Raw genomic sequence first — 21,020 nt, 5'->3', positions numbered from 1 at the left:
CGCTTGCCTCTGGCGCCCGGTGCGGGCAGCATTCGTGTCAGACGTTTCCGTCCATACACCCGTCATCCAACTACAGGATATTGATCATGGCACAAGCAACTGCACGCCACATTCTGGTAGACAGCGAAGCCAAGTGTGAAGAACTGAAAAAAGCGATCGAAGGTGGCCAGGATTTCGCGGAAGTCGCGAAGCAGCATTCATCCTGCCCGTCTGGCCGCAATGGCGGCGACCTGGGTTCTTTCGGCCCGGGCCAGATGGTGCCCGAGTTTGACAAGGCCGTGTTCAGCAGCGATCTGAACACCGTGATCGGCCCCATCAAGACCCAGTTTGGCTACCACCTGCTGGAAGTGACTTCCCGCAGCTAAGGTTTGCCGGCCGCCTGTGCATCGCGCAGGCGGCACTGTTCCGGTTAAAACGTAAACGCCCTACTCCCCGCCGAAGTTCCCAAACGCCGCCAGCCGGGCTCCGATGCTTTCAACCGGTTCGATGACGGCTTGCTGAACACTGTTTGTGACCACCCGGGTGAAACTCCTGCCCGCCTCGCTTTCAAGAAAATCCAGATACAGGTTCATTTCCTGGTTACTGATGTCGCGATAGGTGAACAGATAGCCATCGTAGACTTGCTGGCCCACCATGCCCCGCAAAGCCGGGCGCTGGCTTTCCAGCCGTTCGCGCATTTTTTCGTGGTGCACCGAATCCCGGCTCAGGGCCGCCATGGCGGTACCCAACCCGAGCTGAACGGCGATGGTGGTATCCACTGCACTCTCGGTGGCCCGTGACGCCGCATCGAAGCGATCAAACAGCTTTTCCCGGGCCGTACCCTGGTAGCGTTTGTTCAGCTCTTCCGCCCGGCTGCGAATCTCCGGCCAGGCTGCCGGTGCGGACGCGGCGATTTCCGCCTCGGCGATCTTGCCTGCCACCGGTGTCTGGTACCAGCCGTGCACCTCTTCCAGCTGCTCCGGTGTCAGGGCAGCTTCCAGGTTGGCGACAACCCTTTGCTCTATATCGGCTGCACGAAAACTGTTGCTGACCAGAAACCCGATGCTGTCTGCCACCATGGGCGGCACCTGGCCACTCTGTTTCAGGCCGTCCTGAATACCCCGGCTCATCATCTCCGGGTATTGGGCCACAATGTCATCTACCGGAGATGCTTCCAGAACCTCCCTGGCATCAGGCGCAGCCTGGGCCGTGCCCGCAAGCATAAAGCCGGTGATTAAAAGAGGTTTAACTAGGGAGTTCAGTCGCATTTCTCTATTATCCTGATGATCGAATCGCCCTGTTTATGACACGGCAACAGGCGCCCGGGCAAGCGTCCGTGGGGCTTCGGAGATGACAGTTTGGTAGGGATGAGTCGGAAAAAGACCAGAAAACCCCGAAAAAACCGCAACAAGCGTTTTAATGTGTGGCGCTCACGGGTGAGCTGGTATGGCCTGCCCCTGCTCGGCCTGGTCATCGGCATCTGGGCAACGCTGCGTTTCAGCCTGCTGGCGCCCGACCCGCCGTCCAACACGGACAACATCTGCGAGATCTTCCGCGAACATACCGTCTGGTATGACTACGCCCGGGCCTCACAGGAGAAATGGGGCACGCCTGTGGCTACCCAGCTGGCGTTTGTCTATTACGAATCATCCTTTCGCAGCCACGCCCGCCCTCCCCGCACCCGGCTCTGGGGGCTGATTCCGTGGAAACGACCCACCACCGCGCTGGGCTATGCCCAGGCCCTGGACCCGGCCTGGGGTGAATACCTGATTGCCACAGATGGCAGCTGGCGAACCGTTCGCACAGACATGGAATATGCGCTGGATTTCGTGGGCTGGTACAACCAGCTGAGCCACCGGCACCTGGGCATTGCCCTGACCGCGCCCGCGCAGCTGTATCTTGCCTACCACGAGGGCCGCGGCGGCTATGCCCGGCGATCCTTTGACCAGAAACCGGCCATCAAGTCCCTCGCGCAGAGGGTTCAGAACCGGGCCTTCCGGTACCACAACCAGCTGCAAACCTGCGAAGCCGAGTTCCAGTGCTGGCGGTGGTATCAGTTCTGGCCCTTCTGTTCCGCTGAACGTTGAGCTCAGAGAGTTGCGCTGAACTCGATGGCAGACTCCAGTGCCTGCAGGCGTTCGGCCAGAAACTCCATCGCAATCCGCACCCGGGCCATTTGCTGGGTGTCCTGGTTGACGTGCAACCAGAGGTCGACACTTTCACCGTCCAGGGGGTCTGACAGCCGGCGCAATTCCTTTGCCGGCTCACCAAGGTAGCAAGGCAGAACCGCCAACCCGGCGCCGGCCCTGGCCAGGGCAGCCATTGCCTGCAGGCTGTTGCAGCGAATGACCGAATTTACGTTCTTGAGATGCTTGCGGTACCACCGGCCCGTTGCCAGGTGGCTGAAAGACTCATCCGGAAGAATCCAGGTGCAGGCTTCCGGCTGGTTTTCGATGTCTATATCTCGATTGCGCCGGCAGTATTTCGCAGCGCCATAAACCGCCGAATCAATCGCGGCAATGCGCTCGCCCTCGAGGGTAGCCTGGGGTTTGTTTTCCGGGCGAAGCGTCAGGTCGGCTTCCCGGTGGCTCAGGTTGGCAACATCGTTGTCGGTGAGCACTTCCAGTTCGATGTCCGGATACTCCCGCACCAGTTCCGCCAGGATCGGGCTCAGCAGCTCGTTCATCATGGCGTCTTCGGCGGCAATCCGGACCTTGCCCACAGGCGCACCGTCCTGGCCCACCAGTTTGCGTTCGAGGTTTTCCATATCGGTTGCCAGCCTTTCCGCTTCCCGAAAGGCCATTTCCCCGACTGGTGTCAGCTGCAATCCGTCCCGGTTGCGCTCGAAAAACTGAACCCCCAGGGACTCTTCCATCTGGTCAAGTCGCCGTAAAACAGTGGTTTGGTGAACACCCAGCAATTCACCGGCTTTTGCGAAGGTTCCGGCTATTGCCAGAGCCCGTATATATCGAAGATAATCCCAGTCCATAGTTACTGCATATTTGCAACGTGAGTACGGAGTTTACCGTATTCAAACTGCAAATAAGAACCCCTAGAATTATTTGCAAGTTAACGATTCCAGCCACCCGATGAAGGAGGAAGGCGCCATGATTCAGAAGTACACCGCGAGCGTTCGCCCGCAGCCATCAAGCATCCTCCACAATGGAGTGGAGATGCGCCGCCAGTATACCCGCGCCGCGACAAAACAGGTGATGCAGTTTATCGGCCGCAAACTGCGCATTGCCAACCGCAAGGCAGTTGCCGCAGCTCAGGATATGCCCCAGGTACAGGGCGGCGTATAAGCCCGGCAGCCTGAATCAAAAAACCCCGGCATGGACTCCATGCCGGGGTTTTTGTTTGCCTCGAAGAACTTCAGAATTCCCGGATCACCTTGGCATTCCGGGCAAACCACTCGTCCATCTTGCGGTTGTAGAAATCTGCGATCCGCCCCCGACCCAGCTCATCACGGGCTTCTTCTGACAGCAGAACCATCAGGCAGGGTTGCGGCTGATTGGCACCGGCCACGCATTAAACCGGTTTTCAGGAAGCCGTCTTCGGTAATATCTTCCCGGGTTTTCTACTCATTCTTGAAGTAACCCACCATCTGCCCGGGACTTTTCACCTGAACCTCGCCGCCGTCGCCAATCCGGTGTTCAACGCCCGGGTTGGCCGGTACTGCCGGACGTGGTTGCCTGGTCGTTATCTGAACAATTTAGTTTGTGACATTTGTCAATCATGGTCTATAGTGAAAACGTCAGCGTATAAATAGCATTGCCAAGGGAGGTAGCTATGAACAAGCCGACACGTTCTGCCATGACCGCTCCAGCCTGGGGCCTGATCCTGCTCGGTTCCTGCGCATTTTTCTACACAGCCTACGCGGGAATGCTGGGTACCTGAAGCGCCCTCAGGGCCAGCCTTCCCTCGGTACCCTGGCCATGGCTTCCAGTACCCGGCCATCATGAATGCCCCGCCCGGCAATCTGTAACTTCACCATGGCGCGACGCAGGGCTGCAAAGTCGGGATCGGTCGCGTTCATCGCGTTACCCTCCCTGAATTAGATGCCTTCCTGACAGATTACGCCTAACGCCAGACAGAAACCATCCCGATGGTGCTGACCACCAGCAGCACTACACCCAGCACCCGGAAAAACAGCGAACCTTCGGCCTGGAGCATGCGGTCGTGCACATAGAGCCCGATCACATGCCCCACGGCCGCCGCCGGCAGCAGCCACAGATGATGGATCAGTTGCAGGTCGACACCCGCCCAGATAAATGCCGACAGCTTGATCAGTACCAGGATAAACCACAGGGCAAACAAGGTATCCCTGAGCTTCTCCTTGGGTAGGTGCTGCGCCGCCACCGCGATAATCAGCGGAGCACCAATCAGTGAGGTGCCACTGATGTAGCCCCCCAGCATCAGGAAAATGGTATCGACCGTCTTGCTGCCACTGCGGAACGGACGGTTGGCAATGTATGACAGTGAATACAGCGCAACAATCACGAAAATGATCGAGCTCATCACATAGCCCGGCAGGGTAATCAGCCCGAATACCCCGATCAGTTTGGGCACAATCATGATCGCCAGCAGGCGCCCCAGATAACGCCAGTCTACGGTGCCCGTGCCACCGGCCTGCCTGTCCTTCGCGCCTTTCCGGTTGTTGAGCCAGATGGTGAGGGAGGAGAACACCAGCAGGTGTATCGAAATCAACGGCAAAAACACCAAAGGTTCATCAAGAACCAGTAAAAGGAACGGCAGGGACAACACGGCACCACCGAAACCCAGCCCTGACCGGACAAACCCGCTCCAGACAAAGATCAATGCAATCAGGATATACTGGACTACAGTCAGGTCAGACATGGGTAAAAGCGGGCTCCGGCATGCAGGTTAGAACGGCTGGGCTAAAAGCTAATGATGACACGGAGGGGAGACAGATGCAGGATGCCAACCGTCGCAGATTCTGGCAGAGCTGTCTGTTGGGTTTGATGTTACTGGCGCTGGCCGAAAATTCCCACAGCGACGATAGTATTATCAACCGGGTCGAGGCCTTGCAGGCCGGTGAGCCGGTGGTGGTTCTTGGCGCTCACCTGCACTCCCGGGACGCGCTCGTGCAGTTCTATGAAGCCCGAAACTACGAACCGGCATGGCGCTCTTTCCCGGCACGGGAGGAACTGCTGCAAGCCATCCGCGAAGTCTCCAATGAAGGCCTGAACCCTGGCGACTACCATTACGACAGCCTGGCGGACTTTGCGTCGCAGCCGCTGGACCACAATGGTGAGGACCTGCAGGCTGATCTCGACCTGGTATTGTCTGACGCCTTCCTGCTGCTTGCCACACACCTGCATGATGGCAAGCTTGACCAGGAAACCCGCTCCGCCCGCTGGCAACCTTCCGAACAGCAAAGGAAAATGCATGAAGTACTGGCGGCCGCCATACTGGACCACAGCATCGACAAAACCCTGCAAGGCCTGAAACCGGAAGCGCCGGCCTACCGCAAACTGGTGGCGCTCCGCAAAGAAGTCTCTGACCTTTTAGGGCAGCCCTGGCCGGTGATCGACTCCGGCCCGGCCATCCGGCCCGGGGATACAGACTCCAGAATGATTGAGGTCCGTGAGCGGCTGAGGCTGCTCGGCGACCTGCCAGCCCGGGACAACGACAGCTCAGAAGCATTCGATACCGGCTTTGCCGACCAGCTGTACAGTGATGACCTGCTCGCCGTGATTCCAGCCTTCCAGGCCCGCCACGGACTGGATCCCGACGGCATCATCGGCCGTAAAACCCTGGCGGCCATCAACCAGATGCCCCTGGAACGGCTACAACAGATCGACGCCAACCTGGAGCGATGGCGCTGGCTGCCGGATTCTCTGGGCGATACCTACATCTTGGTAAACATTGCCGGTTATGAGCTGATCATGGTGGAAAACGGCCAGGAAACCATGCGCCAGCGGGTGATCGTCGGCCAGCCCTACCGGCAGACACCGGTGTTCAGCGACCGCATCCGCTACCTGGTCTTCAACCCCACCTGGACGGTTCCGCGCCGGCTGATGATCGAAGACCAGCTGCCAGTGATCCGCCGAGATCCCGGCTACCTGGACCGGCTCGGCTTCAAGGTATATCAAGGCTGGGGCGCCAACCGTGTCGAGATTGATCCCGCTACCATCGACTGGGATAGCCTGACCAAAAACAACTTCCCCTATCAACTGGTGCAGCAGCCCGGACCGCAGAACGCCGTCGGCCAGGTGAAATTCATGTTCCCGAACCAGTATGATGTGTACCTGCACGACACCCCGGGCCAATACCTGTTCAGCCGCATGGATCGTACCCTGAGTTCCGGCTGCATCCGGGTGGAGCGGCCGTTTGAGCTGGCGAATAAGTTGCTCGAGGGCAACAGCGACTGGGACCATCGGGCCATTCAGGAAGCCCTGCAATCGAGCGAGCCGATCAACGCCATCCTCCGGAACCCGGTGCCGGTTCACCTGCAGTACTGGACCGTCTGGGTTGATCGCGCCGGAACCTACCAGTTCCGGGAGGATATCTACGGGCGCGACCGCCAGTTACTGCAGGCCCTTCGTTCCGACTGGCAAGGCAACCTGCAACTGACACCAAGGAGCCATTGATGAAACGCGCAGCCGTCACACTGCTGCTAAGTGCGGCCCTGGCAGCTTGCCAGAGCCTTCCCGGGCCAAAAGGCGATATTGCCGATGACGCGGTATTGCTGAAGGCCCATCATTGCCTTGAAGAAAAAGTGGGCGACCAGAACCGCATCCACTTCGGCCCCTGCCTGAAGGTTATCAGCATCAACGACGAGCCCCCGCAAGTCAGTGATGACGGCTTTATTACCCTGCCCGTGCGGCAGGCCATGACCATCGGAACCTCCTGCGTGTACCGCCATGCCGATGGCACCCCGATACCCAGCACCGTGCAAACCCGGGATTTCCCGGTTGCCAGCAATACCTTTACCAATGGCGGCCAGCGCTGGTACCTTCACGCCCACAAACAGGCACGGCAGGTGATCGGTTGCGAGCCCACCCTGTCACGGTCTGTTTACCCCACCCGAAAAACCGACTGAACAGAGAAACCCCATGACCCTGACCACCTGGTTAGCTGTTGTAACCATCTGCGTGCTTGGCGCCATGTCGCCCGGCCCCTCCCTCGCCCTGGTGCTGAAACAGACCATGACCGGCGGGCGCCGGAATGGCGTTGTCGCGGCGCTGTCCCATGGTCTTGGCGTGGGCATCTACGCGTTTCTGAGCATTCTCGGCCTGGCGGCGGTGATTACCGCATCGCCAACAGCGTTCACCATTCTGCAATGGGCCGGGGCGCTGTACCTGGCATGGCTCGGGTTTAAAGGACTCACCGCCAAGGCTCAAAGCGACCAGGCCCTGCCCGAAGCTCCCAGCACCCGCAGCGCCGCCCGGGACGGCTTCTTGATTGCCTTCTTCAACCCCAAGATTGCGGTGTTTTTCCTGGCGCTGTTCAGCCAGGTGGTCGGGGTGGATACCAGCCTGATGGCGAAGTTTGGCTATGCAGCTACCGCACTGGTTATCGATACCGGCTGGTACCTGATTGTGGCCTGGCTGTTTTCCAACCCGAAGTGGCTGGATATGCTGAAGAAACGGGCGGTCTGGTTCGAGCGGGTGTTCGGAGCCATTCTGGTAGCGCTGGCGGGGCGACTGGTGGCCGGTATCGTAGCTGGCAAGTAGAACTCCTGCCAAACCATTACTCAACGGTAACTGCTTCTCAATTGCGCTTCCTGAAGGACTGTGCCACTTTTAAAGGGCACCCCTGAAACGGAGGATAGGAGATGCTCTACTGGGCTATAGTTTGTCTTGTTATTGCGATTATCGCGGGAGTCCTCGGGTTCGGAGGCATTGCGGGAACTGCGGCAGGATTTGCGAAGATACTGTTTTTCATCTTCCTTGTACTGTTGGTCGTGTCCCTGTTATTCAACATGCTTCGCGGTAAAGGCCCCAAGGTCTAGGTTTTCACCGGTCGTGGCCCTCCGGTCACAACGAGGGCCACCCCGGCTACTGCGACCACGCCGCCGGCTATCGCCATTGGCCCCAGCCGTTCGTCAAACAGAATGAAGGCTTCCAGCGCCGTCACCGGCGGCACCAGATAGAACAGACTCGCCACCTGGGAAGCAGCCCCTCTGCGAATCAGCCACATCAGAATCAGAATTGCACTTACCGACAACCCGAATACCAGCCAGCCCAGGGCAAGGCTGAACTGCAGTGACCACTGGATTTCGCGGGTTTCCAGAGTAAAAGCACCCAGGGCAAACAAGGCAGCGGCGGCGGTGTACTGGATCATGGTGCCGGAGATCAGGTCTACCCCGGTTCCGAAACGCTTCTGATAAACCGTTCCCAGCGAAATACCAACCAGGGACAGCCCCGCCCAAAGCAAGGTAACCGGTGAGAAACCCGCTCCGTTCGAGCCATCCCCGAGCTTCTCAGCCAGCACCAGGGCCACCCCCAACAATCCCATAACCAACCCTGACCACTGACGGCCCGCCACGGTTTCCCGAAGCAACAAGACCGCCGCCAGGGCCGTGACCAGGGGCTGCAAGCCAACGATCAACGATACCAGCCCAGAAGGCATGCCCTGGTCAATGGCATAGAACACGCCGCCCAAATAGGTTCCCTGCACCAGCAACCCGGTCACCGCCAGGTGCCCCGCTCCGCGCCAACCCGGCCAGCGTGATTTCATCACCAGCGCCAGAACGGTTAACGGTATGAGCGTCAACAGCATACGAATCAGCAGCAGGGTAAATGGCTCTGCATAAGGCAAGCCGTACTTGGCGCCAATAAAACCGGTGCTCCACAACCAGACGAACAGCGCGGGCACAAACAGGGAGTAGTAGATCGGTGGCATAGGTTTCGGCTGCCGCTACACGAATAACAAAGCACCCCACCCGACCGTTTTGGCCGGGTGCAGCGCTACTGTTTCAAACAGGTTGGTGTCAGGGCTCGGCAATCATCGCCTGGAGCTTCTGGGTAAGCTCAACCGCCTCGCACCCCATGGGGGTAAGGTAGCCTCCGTCCATCTGGCTGATCAGACCTTTGGCAAACAGCGTTTCAGCTGCCTTGACGGTCTCCGGCGCAGCGGAATGGGCATGAACCTTGATACCTTCCTGAGTGGAGGTTGAAGGGAACTGCAGCAGAAGGTTCAGTTCAGCAAGGTGCTTTGGCGAGAACGGCATGGAATACTCCCGTGTTGTCATATTCCTAGCAGTGTAGCCTACTGTCTGCACAAGAGCATCGCCGAGTTACCGAAAGTCTCTTGTGAACCCATCAACATTCCGTATCATCACGGCACTAAAATCCTACAATTACCGGTACATTCCCACAGCCAATCCCGGTAAATTCGTTGGTAGGCTGTTTATCCCCAGGCGAGCAATGCGTAACTATTTCCTGAACACACCGGCACGAGCCCTCATCACTGGCCTGTTCCTGGCGATGGCGTTGGTCAGCAGCGCCAAGGCCGACAGCATTCAGCGAATCGTCCATCCGGATGGCCGGGTGGAGTACACCAACGTGAAGAGTAAAGCGCAGCCCCGGGCCTCTACCAAAACCGAAACCGTCTATCGCTACACCGATGAACACGGCGTGGTGGCCTACAGCAGCCAGCGCCCGGGTAACGCCGAAGTGGAAGTTATCCGGTTCCATTGCTATGCCTGCGACCCCGGCTCCAAGGTGGACTGGCACAAGACCCCTCTGTTCCTGACACCCTACCGGGATGAAATCCTGACCGCCGCCCGGGAATACGATGTAGACCCGGCCCTGGTTCGGGCGGTCATCCATGCCGAATCGGCATTTAATCCCAAAGCGGTTTCTCCCGTGGGCGCACAGGGGCTGATGCAGTTGATGCCGGGCACGGCCGATGAGCTGGGCGTGAACGACCCGTTTGCCATACAGGACAACATTCGTGGCGGCGTCGATTACTTGGCCCAAATGCTCAAACGTTTCGGTGGCGATATCCGCCTGGCGACCGCCGCCTACAATGCCGGCCCGGGTGCTGTGGGCCGGTACAACGGCATTCCGCCCTATGCGGAAACCAAGGCCTATGTTGAGCGCGTTGGCATACTGCACCAGCGCTACGCCAAGAACTGATGGGCACCATTCTTAAAAGCCCGGAAATCAAGGGCGATATTGTCCATGTGGCTCGGGATAACTACGGCAACATCCTGGTGATTGACGACCGAAAACACCGAATCCTGAGCTTTGATTCGGTGTTCGAGCAAAGCAAGATTCTGCGCACGGCGCCCCAGGTTCCGGTACACGAATACAACCGCGCCATGCTTTTACCCCTCGCCTTCACCACTCCATCTAAAGTGACCGTCCTGGGGCTGGGTGGTGGCGCGCTGGCCCATGGCCTGTTCACCCTGCTGCCGGAAGCGTCCATCGAGGTTTATGAATTGCGCCGCAAGGTGGCAGACATTGCTAGGGAGTGGTTCTCCCTGCCCGAGTCTGACCGGCTTGATATCCACATTGCCGATGCCCGCGTGGCGGTGGATAACTTACCGGAAGCCAGTACCGATATGATCCTGACCGACCTGTACAGCTCAGACCGCATGAGCCCTGCCCAAAGCCAGCGCCAGTTCATCAAGGCCTGCAGTCGGGCGCTGTCGGCCCGGGGCTGGCTGGTGCTGAACTATCACCGTATGCCAGAACCGGATGGCAACCTGCTGCGGGAACTCCGGCGCCAGTTTCCCCTGTTACTGGTATTCAAAAGCAAAACCAACAACTGGGTGATCTACGGCCACAAGCAGGCCATTGACCCGCTGCCGGCAGAAAAAGCCCGGCTGAATACGCTGGAAGCGCGCCTGCCGATTGGCTGGCGCAAGCTGGTCAACAAACTCAGCCGACTTGCCCCACCCGCCGAATGAAGCTTGCCCGCATCGTCAGCAACCAGAACGGTATCAGCCGCCGCATGGCCAGTCAGTTACTGGCAGCCGGGCGCATATGGGTAGATGGTTCGGTCTGCCGGGACGGCAACGAAGACATCTCCCGATTCAGGGAAGTGAAGATCGACAAGGACATTATCCAGCAGGCCGAACCGGCCTATTACCTGATGCTGCACAAACCCGCCGGGTACCTGAGTGCCACCCGGGACGACCAGCACCCTACCGTTATGGAGTTGATTGAGCCGGAACTGCGTTCGCACCTGCACATTGGCGGGCGCCTGGACCGGGCCAGCACCGGGCTGCTGATTCTGAGCAATGACGGCACCTGGTCTCGCCGGCTGACAGAACCTGCCGTGAAGATTCCGAAAGTGTACCGGGTAACAACCGCTGAACCCATCAGCCCGGAGACCGCCCTGCGCTTTGCCGAAGGTATCTGGTTCGAGTACGAGCAACTGACAACGTCCCCTGCGCAGCTGGAACCGCTGAACGATCACGAGGCGAGGGTCACCATTTTTGAAGGGCGGTATCACCAGGTAAAGCGGATGTTCCACGCAGTAGGCAATCGGGTGACGTCACTGCACCGGGAAAGCATGGGAAGCCTGGTACTGGACCCGGAGCTTCCTGTTGGCGGGTATCGCCACCTGAGCGGCAGCGAGATCCGCTCCATCGGCTGACAGAGCGGATCAAACACATCAGGCGCGGCTGAGGAACTTGCGCTCTTCCACGTTCACCTTGATGCGGTCGCCGGTGGAGATGTGCTCTGGAACCTGAACAACCAGTCCGGTGGTCAGGTGAGCCGGCTTGGTACGCGCGGTGGCAGAACCACCCTTCACAGACGGGTCGGTTTCTTCGATGGTCAGTTCCACCGTAGGTGGCAGGTCAATGGCCACCGGCGTATCGCTGACCAGAATGGCCATCACACCCTGAGTGTCTTCAGTGATGAACAACAGCTCGTCTTCGATGGCGCTCTTGTTCAGCATGTACTGGGTGAAGTCTTCGTTATCCATGAACACGTACTCGTCGCCATCGGCGTAGGAAAACGTGACCGGACGACGCACCAGGTCCGCAAGGTTCAGCATGTCGGAGTCCTTGAAGGTCTCGTCCAGCTTCTGGTTGGTGACCACATCGTACATCCGCATGCGGTACAGGCTGCCGCCGGCACGGCCCTGGGGTACAGAGCGTTCAATGTCCTTAACGAAATACACCCGTCCTTCGTATTCAACGGCCTGGTTCTTTTTAATCTCGCTCGCTTTTGGCATAACACCTGATTCCGAAAAAGTTGATCTTGGTGGGCGCTGATATACCACGACTCGCGCCCGGAAGCGATAGTTGCTACCGCAGTAATCTTACCTGTTTGCCCGGGATAACTCCTCCCGGGTTTTCAATCGCCCTGCCCGACGGATTTCAGCGTTATCAAAGCGCCTTTGTTGCTCAGGGGTTTCCGGCATCGCCGCCGGCACATCCACCGGTTTCCCCTGCTCATCCAGCGCCACAAAAGTGAAAAACGCCGACAGGATATGGCGTGTTTCCCCGGTATAACTGTTTTCCGCCTCCACCTTGGCGCCGATTTCCATGGAAGACCCCCAGCTGCGATTCAGCGACAGGCTGAACAACAGGGTGTCGTTGCCCTTCGCCGGTGCCCGGAAGTGGATGGAGTCGACCGCTGCGGTTACACATACATGGGCAGAATGCCGCTCCGCCACTACCAGGGCCAGACGGTCACACTTGGCCATGATCATGCCACCGAATACCGTGTTATAGGCCTTCATATCGTTGGGGAATACTTTATACACATGCTTCTCGATGGCAGAAGCAGCAACAGGCTTGGCCGGTTTGTCAGTCATCTGGCTCATTTCCTTCTGGTTTACCCACAAAAACTGTGGATAACTTTGTTAGCAAGGTAAGGACACCTCGCGCCAGGCTACTGTGCGCCTGGGTTTGCGGGCCATGCAGGTAATTTGATCAGGTATACTGCACTTTTTTCCGGCCAACAACAAAAGGACGTTTATCCACATGGCACTGGCGAGTACTTCCGGGCGCATTATCACCACACTCATCGCCATTGCCTGCCTGGCCGGAAGCTGGCACCTGATGAATCAGGGGCTGGAACAAATGACCGAAACCCGCCAGATGCAGAGACTGCCAGCCACCCCGCTCGCTGCACTGTCAGACGGGCCCTACCTGATTGAAGCCACGGTAACCGATGCCCTTGGCGCCCGCCCTGCGCCCCGGTGATACTGCCTATGTGGTTGGGCATTTCAACCGTGAGCACCGTGTTCTTAACCGCGGCGCCCGCAGTTTTGTCAGCATTGCAGCCAGCCTTGGCCTGTTCCTGTTCACCGCCACCTCACTGCTCGCCGCCGATGGCCGGTTCAGCCCGGACAACCTGCTGCTGTCCGCCCTGATGGTGCCACTGGTGCTGTGTCTTTATCTGGGCGTGCTGCATTACAACGACATGGTGTTCCTGAAGAACCGGGTAAACCGGGCCAGGGCCAACATCGACACCATATTGCAACAACGCCATGACCTGTGGCCGATGCTGGAGAATACGGTAAAGGCCGCCATGGCCCATGAAAAACAACTGATGACCCACATTGCCTCACTACGGGCCGAGCCGCCGGCCAGCATGGAGTCCGCCGCGAATGTGGAGCGAACGCTTGCCCGTGAACAGGCCGCAACGCAGGTGCTCAAAGCCAGGATTGAAGATTATCCGGAGATGAAAAATCACGAAGTGGTTGGGCGCTTTATGGCGATCATGGCGGATACCGAGAGCTACCTGGCACTGCTGCGCAACAGCTACACCGACAGCGCCATGATCTACAACACCCGAATCCAGACCCTGCCGGATCTGCTGCTGGCCTGGCTGTTCCGGTTCCGCCCGGTCAGCCAGTTCAGCAAGGATGGAAGCTAACTATCAGCCCATCAGGTCAAAGTGAGCGAAGTCCTGCTCAATGCAGCGATCCAGCAGCGCCAGGTAATCGGCTTTCACTTTCAGCTTGGTCTGCTTGTGGGCCGTCATGTTCAGCTGTTTCATCTGGGTAGCCACGGCAAGCGCACGCTCCATCAGCTGTTCCGGGGCGACCGCCTCGTCCAGGAAGCCGGCCGCAATGGCGCCTTCCGGGTTAAAGATCTCGGCATTCACCACAGAACGGTAGAAGTACGGCGCAGGCATGCGATGGCGGGCAATCTCGATACCGGCGTGATGCATGGTCATGCCGATGGCCACTTCATTCAGGCCCAGCTTGAAGCTGCCTTCCACCCCAATCCGGTAATCCACAGACAGCAGGATAAACGCACCCTTGGCAATCGCGTGGCCGCTACAGGCCGCAATCACCGGCCGCGGGAAGGCAGACAAGCGGCGAGTCAGGGTTGAACCCACTTTCACCAGGGCCATGGCCTCTTTCGGGCCTTTCTGCATTTCTTTCAGGTCGTAGCCGCCGGAGAACATACCGGGCTGGCCGGTCAGGATCACAATGGCCTTTTCCTGCTCGGCCTGGTCAAGGGCGGCATTCAGCCCCTCAAAAACCTCGTGGCTCAGGGCATTGGCCTTGCCGTTGTTCAGGGTGATGGTGGCAATGCCATCATTCAGTTCGTAAGTTACGAGTTCTGTCACCTGGGTGTCCTCATCTACTGCATGTTATTTAAGTGAGTGTTTGTTAACTTTATAGCTTACGGCTTCTCCGGTAAACCCACGCCAGGCCCAGCAAGGCCAATCCGAGCCCCATAAAGGCAGCAACCCGCCAGAGCCCCTGCAAGCCAGACATATCCACCAGGAAAATTTTGGCAATCACCACGCCCAGCAGCGCCATGCCAACCTTGTGCAACATCAGGCTATGGTTTCGGGCAGACCATAGAATGGCCGCTACAGCATACAACATGCCCACCACCGAATAGGTGTAGAGCTCGCCCTCGCCCACACCGAACTGGAGGGGCATGGCACTGCCCTGCCAAATCTGCCGGATTTCCAGTGCTGTAAATAACAGGAACGCCGCACCGGCCACCGCAAGCGCCCAGTGCCGGGGTACCAGCTCCCTATAACGGCTGATTACCAATGCCAGCAGCACCGGTGCGCCATAGGCCAGTAACAGCAGGTTGAAGACGGGCGTTTCACCAATCACCCCGCTGGTCCACCACGGATTGTGAACCACAACCGCCACCAGATAACTTAACCCGGCCATGGCCAGCAAAATCCACGCAAACAGCCGATACAGCCAGACCAGGGTCTCGCTGGCCCGGGCGCGAATCACATAGACCACACTCACAGAGCCCCAGAGCAGCGTATTGATAGCTGCCTCGGTCAGGCTGTAGTCCCGAACAAAGATGTCACCGTCGTACAGCGCAAAACGCAGGGCCACCCCCATAAACAAAACAACCAGGTGCAACGACGCACCCTCCAGCCACGGGCGAATAGCACCGCTGCGCCCGGCCAGCCAGGTTGCCGCTACCGCAAAGCCGGCAGCACCGACGTAGGTCAGCAGCGTCCAGTGGCTGGCCGCCTGATAGTTGTCCAGCCAGGGATTAAAGGTCAGCCGAGCCACCACAACGGCCAGCACCAGTTTTAACAGCCAGTACAGCTCCGATGCCTGATACCGGCGGGCCAGCCACACCAGGCTGACAAACTGCGCTGCCAGCGCCAAGGTAAGCGAGGCTTCCTGCAGCCACATGACCACCGCCAGAGAGTAACTGGCGTGTGCTGCCAGCAGGGCCCAGACCAACCCGGCACGCCACTCACTGCGCTGCTCCAGCCGCCAGGCCAGAGCGCCATAAACACCACCAGCGAACAAGGAAACCAGGGCCCAGGCGCCAGACGCTTCGCCTGCCGGCACCAACAACAACCAACCCAGCAGCAACCAGATAACCGGTGCCAGCATCACCAGTGAGGCCCAGCGCCTGAGCTGCAATTGCTGTCGCCACTGCCAGAGCCCGGACATCAGGGTAATGACGGCGGCCAGCATCAAGTAAGTGAGGAATATTCCGTGCTGCTCTTCGGCGAGGGTAAGCCGCAAAATCGCCCCGGAGCCTTTTGCCGCAAACCCGAGCCAACCCGCAACCGTTACCAATACCGTCGCCCAGGGCAGATACCAGAGTACCCCGCGACCGGCGGGCGCCAGAATGGCCACCGGCAGCATAAACAGCCAGGCCAGAAACAGCGGCTCTGAAGCCGGTTGCTGGTAAATGGACACAGCCCAGGCTGCCAGCAGGGCAATCAATGCTTCACGACGACGCTCTCCGGAAAGACTGACGTCACCGAGCCACATGGAAAACAGCACAAACAACGCCGAAAGGTAGCCCGCAGTCGCCAGCATTGCGGCCGAGCCCATACCCGCCAATAACCACCATCCCAGAGCGCCCAGCAGCGTGCCATACCAGAGCCAGTCACGGTAAACGCGCCGCATCAACAACATGGAGCTTAGGGTAATCAGAAAGCTGTAGCTCAGCACGAACAGGACGCTGCCGCCTTCGCCACCCACCAGCAAAGGCACCACATAGGCGCCAAACAGCCCCATCACGGCCAGTAACGGGCCGTGCACCAAGGCCAGCGCCATGGTCGCCAGAGAGACGACTGCCAGCAGTATCAACCCGGTAACGGGGCCGATAAGCTCATAATGGCGGACACCCGCCAGCAAGGCTGCATAAAGGGTAATACTGCCACCACCGGCCAGAGCTGCGAACACCTGGTCGGTGCCCGTATGGCGCCGGCGCAGATATTCCGCACCGGCATGCAGTGCCAGGCCACTCAACAGAGCCAGCGCAAATTGCTGAACCGGGCCAATCAGGCCTGCGCTGATGGAATGGCTGACCATGAAAATTCCGGCCAGGCTTACACTCAGGCCACCCAGCCAAACCATCCAGTTTGCTTTCAGGGCGTTGATCAACCGGGTTTCAAGGGAAAGTTGCCGGGGTTGCGGCGGCGGTGTAGGAGTAGCCTGGGGAGGATTTTCTTCCGGAACAACCTGAGATTCTGCTTGTGCAGGATAAACGGGCGCAGCCGCAGGCGCCTGCTCGGGTGCCAGGTCTGCCGTTGCTTGCGCAAATTCTCCGAAAGCATTCCCGCTCTTGAGGGCGGCAAGCTCCTGCCTAAGAGTTGCGACTTCACGGCTCAGCGCTTCAACACGGGAGGCTTGCCGGTCACGCTGGCGAAACGCCAGAAAGCCCAGCAGCGAACCGACCGGCACCAGCAGGGCAGCGCCGGCCACAAGGATAATGAAAATGAATTCCAAACGACGATTCCTTGTCTACTGAAAAAATCAGGGCTGAACCCGGCCCGACTCCGGCACCAGGCAATTCATCATGGTAATCGAAACATCCCGGAAAACTGCTTCTGATGTCACGTTGTCCGGAAAGTTATCGTAAATCGCCCTTCGGCAGGTGGAGGTACGGGACTCCGCCCGCTCCACGCAGTCATCAAACCGTTCTCCGCTACCCCCGGTTGCCTGGGCGCAGACTTCCGGAATCTGTGTAACAGCCCAGTCCACCACGTCACTGCGCTTGGCCGGGCTGGCAGCCAGGTTGGTGTACCTGGCCGGGTCCTCAGGGGCTGGCTCGTCCTGCATCTGATCCCACAGCACATACAGCAACGCACCAGCCACCAGTACAACCGTTACGGCAGGAAACCTCATCCCGCCTGCCCTTGCAGCCACTGGCTGATCTGGGCTTCACTCATGGCACCGCAGTTGCCACCGGCGGCAAGTTTATCAACAGGCACCCGGTTTGCCTTATGGCAGTGGGGACACACCACAAGTTTGGTTTCGACGGACATACGCATTCCTCTTGTCAGATTCTTCCGTGAGAATCTGGGTTACCCGGGGGAAAATCAAGCGGCCTTGCCACAAATGTTACGCACATAATCTGTGGATAACTTTGTTAACAGGCTAAGGATACCCCGGCTACAACCGCTAACGGCGGGGGCCGGGGTAATGTGACTGTAAAATGACCGGTGTTACTGGATGGTGTACTGAATAATCACGGATGACAGCCTAAAAGGTTCCTACTCTTCCTTCAGCTGTTGCATAAACCGCTCTATTTCCGATTCTATTTCGGCCAGGCGCTGCTGCCACTCGGCTTTGTAGGCGGCAAATTCCTCTCCTAATTCACCCAGCTGTAACTGGGTCTTTGCGGCCACAACGGTGCTTTCGGCCAATGCCTGAAGGTCCGCCTCTTCCAGTTTTTGCTGCTGCGCTTCAAGCTGGGTAACGGCCTCATTCAGGGTGCGCCGGTCTTTCGAAGAGGCCGAAGGATTGGCTTTCAGCGCCTCTCGCAATGACTGGGACCAGGCTTCCATTTGTTGCCCCAGCTGCTCACCATACTCTTCTGCCAGGCCCGAGAATTCATTGCTCATCTGTGCGGCCTGCTGCTGAAGCTCCTGCCCCATCAGCTGAAGTTCCTGTGCCAGCTCATCGGATTGCTGTGCCCAGCGGGCTTTAAGATCCTCGCCCAGCTTTTCCAGCTGGCCAACCAGGCTGCCCCACACCGGGCCATCTTCCAGGGCGTCGCCGGTGCGGTAGTAGTCCACCAGCCATTCATCCCCCTGGCGCACCAGGTAGGTGACCGTTTCAACCGCTTCATCACGCCCCTCCAGCCCGCTCAGGGTGGTGGTTACCCGGGCAACCTGCTCATCAATAACAACGCGGCCCCAGGCCACTTGCACGTTCTTCCAGTTCTCGCCAAAACTGTCGAACGCAGCCTCGTCGACCAGCGTGGAGTAGTCGCTGGCGTCACCGGCATCGCCTTCAACAACCGCCTGCCAGAAGACTTCAGAAACTTCCTGCGGAGATTCCGGCCCGGAGCAGCCCGCCAGCAAGGCAACACTGGCCGCCAGCAATGTCATCAGAAATGTCTTCAACATGGTAAAACGTCTCTTGCTTCAGGTTATGCCCGTTATCCTACACCAATCGGAGCCGTGGCAACCGTCACGGGGAGCCTGGAAACCGGCGTGATGTGATAGGGTAAGCGTAACGAAATCAGGAACCTCTTGTGCATGCGCATTCGAATTACCCACCAGAGAATCACCATTGTCCTGCAACTGATACTCCTGGCCGAGGCGGTGTTTGCTGTAATCGGCCAGCGCTGGTTCACTGCCTTCCTGACCAGCATGATCATTGCCATTACCTTTTTCCCGGTTTTGTTTGAGCGGCGTTTCCGCATTCACATTCCACCGGGACTGCAGCTGGCGGCCATCGGCTTTGTGTTCGCGTCCCTGTTTCTGGGCGAAATTCGCGACTACTACACCCGCTTCTGGTGGTGGGACATGGCCCTGCACACCACTTCGGGCTTCCTGCTTGGCATCCTCGGTTTTTTGCTGGTGCATATCATGAACGAAACCGAGAAGCTCCAGATGCACCTGAAGCCGGGCTTTGTTGCCCTCTTTGCCTTCATGTTTGCCCTGGGCATTGGGGCCCTGTGGGAGGTCTTCGAATTCACCATGGATTCATTATTCGGAATGAACATGCAAAAACCCATGCTGGGGGATCCATCCGGGCTGACCGATACCATGTGGGACCTGATTGTGGATGCCATTGGTGCCCTGATCATTTCGACCCTGGGCTGGCATTACCTGAAGAATCCGGACGAGGCCTCGTTCCTGGAGCGGTGGATTGATGCCTTTATCGAACGTAACCCCCGCTTTTTCCGGCGCTGAGGAAGCCCATGCTGAAAATCTCCAACGCCGTTGAACTGGCAGACTGGGAAATTGAGATCACCCAGATACGCGCCCAGGGCGCGGGCGGGCAGAACGTCAACAAGGTTGCCTCTGCCGTTCACCTCCGGTTCGATATCCAGAACTCCAGCCTGCCGCCGTTCTACAAGGAGCGGCTGATGGCGTTGTCTGACCAGCGAATCAGCAAAGACGGCATCATCGTGATCAAAGCGCAGTCCTTCCGCACCCTGGAGCTGAACAAGGACGATGCCCTTCAGCGCCTGAAAGAGCTGATTCAGGAAGCGGTAAAGCAACAGAAAGCCCGCCGCCCCACCAAGCCAACCAAGGGCTCTCAACGTCGGCGTGTGGACAGCAAAACCAAAAAAGGCAAAACCAAGGCGCTCAGGGGAAAAGTGCAGCTTTGATATCCCCGGCGCCTGAGTGATCAATTTATCCACAGCAGAGCAGCGAAAAAAGATGGCACTGCCCTACTACCTCGGTTGTCCCCAGTGGCAAGATCCAAACTGGAACAACCAGCTGCCACCCGGCGGCACTCCCCTGGCGCGCTATGCCCGGGTGTTCAACACCGTTGAGGGCAACACCACCTTCTACGCCAGCCCCAGCCGGGACCAGTGCCTGCAATGGCGGCAGCAGGTACCGGACAGCTTCCGCTTCCTGTTCAAACTGCCCCGAGCCATCACCCACGAACGCTTTCTCACCGGCGTGGGCGATGAGCTGGATACTTTTCTATCGCTGATTGAGCCGCTAAACGACGTGCTGGGCCCCATGTTGCTGCAGCTACCCGCCGGCTTTGGCCCTCAGCGGCTAGACCAGCTCTGGCATTTCCTGGATACCGCACCCGAGTTTCTTCACTGGACTGTAGAAGTCCGCCACCCGGCATTTTTCGCCAAGGGTGAAGAGGAACGGACATTGAACCAGGGTTTGCGGGCCCGAAAGCTGGCAAGGGTGGTTCTTGATAGCCGGGCGTTGTTCTCGGCAACGCCCGACTGTGAATCAACCATCGATGCCCAGCGCAAGAAGCCCCGCGTTCCGGTGCACATCCTGCCCAGCGACGCGGCGCCGGTGATTCGCTACATTGGCCACCCCGACCTGGAAACCAACCGAACCTTTCTTGCGCCCTGGGTAGATCGCGTGGCTGCCTGGATTGAGGCTGGCATTCAGCCCTATGTATTCATGCACATGCCCGACAACGGCCATGCGGTGGAGCTGGCTGCGTTGTGGACCGAATTGCTGCGGGAGAAGATTCCAGAACTGGAAGCACTGCCGGTAGAGCTGACTACGCCGCAGATCGGGTTGTTCTAGAATTCAACCCTGCACCAATTTGGATAGGGCTCGGTGATCCCGCACCAATTCCATGCATAAACCGCAGTCCCGGGGCTCCGCAACCCAAGAAATTGTGCAATATGCACAATGAGTACCCGGAGCCTGCAGGCTTTTACCTGCCCGAATCCAGAAATGGCATGAAGGTTGCGAACGCTTGTC

At 58.5% G+C, this 21,020-nt stretch carries 28 protein-coding genes and 1 pseudogene; 15 read left to right on the top strand and 14 right to left on the bottom strand.

The features are described 5' to 3' along the window. The first annotated feature begins 86 nt into the window (after positions 1-86). Positions 87-365: a peptidylprolyl isomerase gene (locus B9Q17_RS01520; protein ID WP_022987955.1), complete on the top strand. Its 279-nt coding sequence runs from the start codon at positions 87-89 to the stop codon at positions 363-365. A gap of 60 nt (positions 366-425) precedes the next feature. On the opposite strand, the gene B9Q17_RS01515 is transcribed toward B9Q17_RS01520, so the two are convergent. Then, positions 426-1,247: a DUF2059 domain-containing protein gene (locus B9Q17_RS01515; protein WP_094623820.1), complete on the bottom strand. Its 822-nt coding sequence runs from the start codon at positions 1,245-1,247 to the stop codon at positions 426-428. Positions 1,248-1,400: 153 nt separating this feature from the next. On the opposite strand from B9Q17_RS01515, the gene B9Q17_RS01510 reads away from it, so the two are divergent. Continuing rightward, positions 1,401-2,066 carry a transglycosylase SLT domain-containing protein gene (locus B9Q17_RS01510; protein WP_482805296.1) on the top strand — a complete coding sequence of 222 codons (666 nt, stop codon included), beginning with the start codon at positions 1,401-1,403 and terminating at the stop codon, positions 2,064-2,066. Positions 2,067-2,068: 2 nt separating this feature from the next. Here the strand turns inward: B9Q17_RS01510 and B9Q17_RS01505 are convergent, their stop codons facing one another. Next, a complete protein-coding gene (locus B9Q17_RS01505; RefSeq protein WP_094623818.1) occupies positions 2,069-2,968 on the bottom strand; it encodes a LysR family transcriptional regulator in 900 nt (299 codons plus the stop codon). A 118-nt stretch (positions 2,969-3,086) separates the two neighbouring features. On the opposite strand from B9Q17_RS01505, the gene B9Q17_RS01500 reads away from it, so the two are divergent. Next, positions 3,087-3,281 (top strand): hypothetical protein, encoded by a 195-nt coding sequence (locus B9Q17_RS01500; RefSeq protein ID WP_022987951.1) that lies wholly within the window; start codon positions 3,087-3,089, stop codon positions 3,279-3,281. A gap of 70 nt (positions 3,282-3,351) precedes the next feature. On the opposite strand, the pseudogene B9Q17_RS18510 reads toward B9Q17_RS01500, so the two are convergent. The 3 genes and pseudogenes from B9Q17_RS18510 to B9Q17_RS01490 form a co-directional block, all read right to left on the bottom strand. After that, positions 3,352-3,649 (bottom strand): annotated as a pseudogene (locus tag B9Q17_RS18510) (AMP-binding protein); the annotation flags it as partial. A gap of 234 nt (positions 3,650-3,883) precedes the next feature. Beyond that, positions 3,884-4,015, bottom strand: coding sequence for a hypothetical protein (locus B9Q17_RS18450; RefSeq protein WP_279627987.1), 132 nt, complete (start codon positions 4,013-4,015; stop codon positions 3,884-3,886). Between the two features lie 44 nt (positions 4,016-4,059). Next, on the bottom strand, positions 4,060-4,836 hold the full coding sequence (locus tag B9Q17_RS01490) for a TSUP family transporter (RefSeq protein WP_094623817.1): 777 nt from the start codon (positions 4,834-4,836) through the stop codon (positions 4,060-4,062). 74 nt (positions 4,837-4,910) lie between these two features. Here B9Q17_RS01490 and B9Q17_RS01485 point away from each other — a divergent pair, with 74 nt between their 5' ends. The 4 genes from B9Q17_RS01485 to B9Q17_RS01470 all read left to right on the top strand — a co-directional run bounded on the left by B9Q17_RS01485 (position 4,911) and on the right by B9Q17_RS01470 (position 7,957). After that, positions 4,911-6,593, top strand: coding sequence for a L,D-transpeptidase family protein (locus B9Q17_RS01485; protein ID WP_094623816.1), 1,683 nt, complete (start codon positions 4,911-4,913; stop codon positions 6,591-6,593). Then, positions 6,593-7,045, top strand: coding sequence for a hypothetical protein (locus tag B9Q17_RS01480; protein ID WP_022987946.1), 453 nt, complete (start codon positions 6,593-6,595; stop codon positions 7,043-7,045). Before B9Q17_RS01485 ends, B9Q17_RS01480 begins: the two co-directional genes overlap by 1 nt. A gap of 13 nt (positions 7,046-7,058) precedes the next feature. Further along, positions 7,059-7,679, top strand: coding sequence for a LysE family translocator (locus B9Q17_RS01475; protein ID WP_094623815.1), 621 nt, complete (start codon positions 7,059-7,061; stop codon positions 7,677-7,679). 101 nt (positions 7,680-7,780) lie between these two features. Continuing rightward, complete coding sequence (locus B9Q17_RS01470; RefSeq protein WP_022987944.1) at positions 7,781-7,957, top strand: DUF1328 domain-containing protein; 177 nt, start codon at positions 7,781-7,783, stop codon at positions 7,955-7,957. On the opposite strand, the gene B9Q17_RS01465 is transcribed toward B9Q17_RS01470, so the two are convergent. Together B9Q17_RS01465 and B9Q17_RS01460 are read right to left on the bottom strand one after the other, a co-directional pair. Further along, on the bottom strand, positions 7,954-8,850 hold the full coding sequence (locus B9Q17_RS01465; protein WP_094623814.1) for a DMT family transporter: 897 nt from the start codon (positions 8,848-8,850) through the stop codon (positions 7,954-7,956). The genes B9Q17_RS01470 and B9Q17_RS01465 overlap by 4 nt on opposite strands. A gap of 88 nt (positions 8,851-8,938) precedes the next feature. Then, a complete protein-coding gene (locus B9Q17_RS01460; protein WP_022987942.1) occupies positions 8,939-9,178 on the bottom strand; it encodes a TIGR02647 family protein in 240 nt (79 codons plus the stop codon). Positions 9,179-9,374: 196 nt separating this feature from the next. On the opposite strand from B9Q17_RS01460, the gene B9Q17_RS01455 reads away from it, so the two are divergent. Genes B9Q17_RS01455 through B9Q17_RS01445 form a run of 3 tightly spaced genes read left to right on the top strand, consistent with a single transcriptional unit; the run spans position 9,375 to position 11,556 of the window. Beyond that, complete coding sequence (locus B9Q17_RS01455) at positions 9,375-10,088, top strand: lytic transglycosylase domain-containing protein (protein WP_094623813.1); 714 nt, start codon at positions 9,375-9,377, stop codon at positions 10,086-10,088. Next, positions 10,088-10,864: a spermidine synthase gene (locus B9Q17_RS01450; protein ID WP_094623812.1), complete on the top strand. Its 777-nt coding sequence runs from the start codon at positions 10,088-10,090 to the stop codon at positions 10,862-10,864. The genes B9Q17_RS01455 and B9Q17_RS01450 overlap by 1 nt, the downstream gene beginning before the upstream one ends. Beyond that, a complete protein-coding gene (locus B9Q17_RS01445; protein ID WP_094623811.1) occupies positions 10,861-11,556 on the top strand; it encodes a pseudouridine synthase in 696 nt (231 codons plus the stop codon). The genes B9Q17_RS01450 and B9Q17_RS01445 overlap by 4 nt, the downstream gene beginning before the upstream one ends. Positions 11,557-11,574: 18 nt before the next feature. On the opposite strand, the gene efpL is transcribed toward B9Q17_RS01445, so the two are convergent. Both efpL and B9Q17_RS01435 read right to left on the bottom strand, forming a co-directional pair. Continuing rightward, on the bottom strand, positions 11,575-12,141 hold the full coding sequence (efpL, locus tag B9Q17_RS01440; RefSeq protein ID WP_058341429.1) for an elongation factor P-like protein EfpL: 567 nt from the start codon (positions 12,139-12,141) through the stop codon (positions 11,575-11,577). A gap of 87 nt (positions 12,142-12,228) precedes the next feature. Continuing rightward, on the bottom strand, positions 12,229-12,726 hold the full coding sequence (locus tag B9Q17_RS01435; protein WP_094623810.1) for an acyl-CoA thioesterase: 498 nt from the start codon (positions 12,724-12,726) through the stop codon (positions 12,229-12,231). Between the two features lie 169 nt (positions 12,727-12,895). Here B9Q17_RS01435 and B9Q17_RS01430 point away from each other — a divergent pair, with 169 nt between their 5' ends. Both B9Q17_RS01430 and B9Q17_RS01425 read left to right on the top strand, forming a co-directional pair. Continuing rightward, complete coding sequence (locus B9Q17_RS01430; RefSeq protein WP_094623809.1) at positions 12,896-13,117, top strand: hypothetical protein; 222 nt, start codon at positions 12,896-12,898, stop codon at positions 13,115-13,117. Continuing rightward, positions 13,086-13,793 carry a LemA family protein gene (locus B9Q17_RS01425; RefSeq protein WP_094623808.1) on the top strand — a complete coding sequence of 236 codons (708 nt, stop codon included), beginning with the start codon at positions 13,086-13,088 and terminating at the stop codon, positions 13,791-13,793. The genes B9Q17_RS01430 and B9Q17_RS01425 overlap by 32 nt, the downstream gene beginning before the upstream one ends. 3 nt (positions 13,794-13,796) lie before the next feature. Here B9Q17_RS01425 and B9Q17_RS01420 read toward each other — a convergent pair whose 3' ends face one another. The 5 genes from B9Q17_RS01420 to B9Q17_RS01405 all read right to left on the bottom strand — a co-directional run bounded on the left by B9Q17_RS01420 (position 13,797) and on the right by B9Q17_RS01405 (position 18,728). Then, complete coding sequence (locus tag B9Q17_RS01420) at positions 13,797-14,495, bottom strand: crotonase/enoyl-CoA hydratase family protein (RefSeq protein ID WP_094623807.1); 699 nt, start codon at positions 14,493-14,495, stop codon at positions 13,797-13,799. 49 nt (positions 14,496-14,544) lie between these two features. Further along, positions 14,545-17,103, bottom strand: a complete 2,559-nt coding sequence (locus tag B9Q17_RS01415; protein WP_094623806.1) for a DUF2339 domain-containing protein — start codon at positions 17,101-17,103, stop codon at positions 14,545-14,547. Between the two features lie 27 nt (positions 17,104-17,130). After that, complete coding sequence (locus tag B9Q17_RS01410; RefSeq protein ID WP_022987933.1) at positions 17,131-17,502, bottom strand: hypothetical protein; 372 nt, start codon at positions 17,500-17,502, stop codon at positions 17,131-17,133. After that, complete coding sequence (locus B9Q17_RS17980; protein WP_022987932.1) at positions 17,499-17,642, bottom strand: thioredoxin TrxC; 144 nt, start codon at positions 17,640-17,642, stop codon at positions 17,499-17,501. Before B9Q17_RS17980 ends, B9Q17_RS01410 begins: the two co-directional genes overlap by 4 nt. Positions 17,643-17,870: 228 nt before the next feature. Further along, a complete protein-coding gene (locus B9Q17_RS01405; protein WP_244177281.1) occupies positions 17,871-18,728 on the bottom strand; it encodes a hypothetical protein in 858 nt (285 codons plus the stop codon). Positions 18,729-18,860: 132 nt separating this feature from the next. Between B9Q17_RS01405 and B9Q17_RS01400 the strand changes: the two genes are divergently transcribed. Genes B9Q17_RS01400 through B9Q17_RS01390 form a run of 3 tightly spaced genes read left to right on the top strand, consistent with a single transcriptional unit; the run spans position 18,861 to position 20,840 of the window. Next, complete coding sequence (locus tag B9Q17_RS01400) at positions 18,861-19,520, top strand: DUF2238 domain-containing protein (protein WP_094623804.1); 660 nt, start codon at positions 18,861-18,863, stop codon at positions 19,518-19,520. Between the two features lie 8 nt (positions 19,521-19,528). Next, a complete protein-coding gene (gene arfB, locus B9Q17_RS01395; protein ID WP_022987929.1) occupies positions 19,529-19,942 on the top strand; it encodes an alternative ribosome rescue aminoacyl-tRNA hydrolase ArfB in 414 nt (137 codons plus the stop codon). Between the two features lie 52 nt (positions 19,943-19,994). Next, positions 19,995-20,840, top strand: a complete 846-nt coding sequence (locus tag B9Q17_RS01390; RefSeq protein WP_094623963.1) for a DUF72 domain-containing protein — start codon at positions 19,995-19,997, stop codon at positions 20,838-20,840. The last annotated feature ends 180 nt before the right edge of the window (positions 20,841-21,020 follow it).

Source organism: Marinobacter vinifirmus, assembly GCF_002258215.1.
GTDB lineage: Bacteria > Pseudomonadota > Gammaproteobacteria > Pseudomonadales > Oleiphilaceae > Marinobacter > Marinobacter vinifirmus.
The sequence above is the reverse complement of the archived record's forward strand: the minus strand, read 5'-3'. Positions and strand labels throughout refer to the sequence as shown.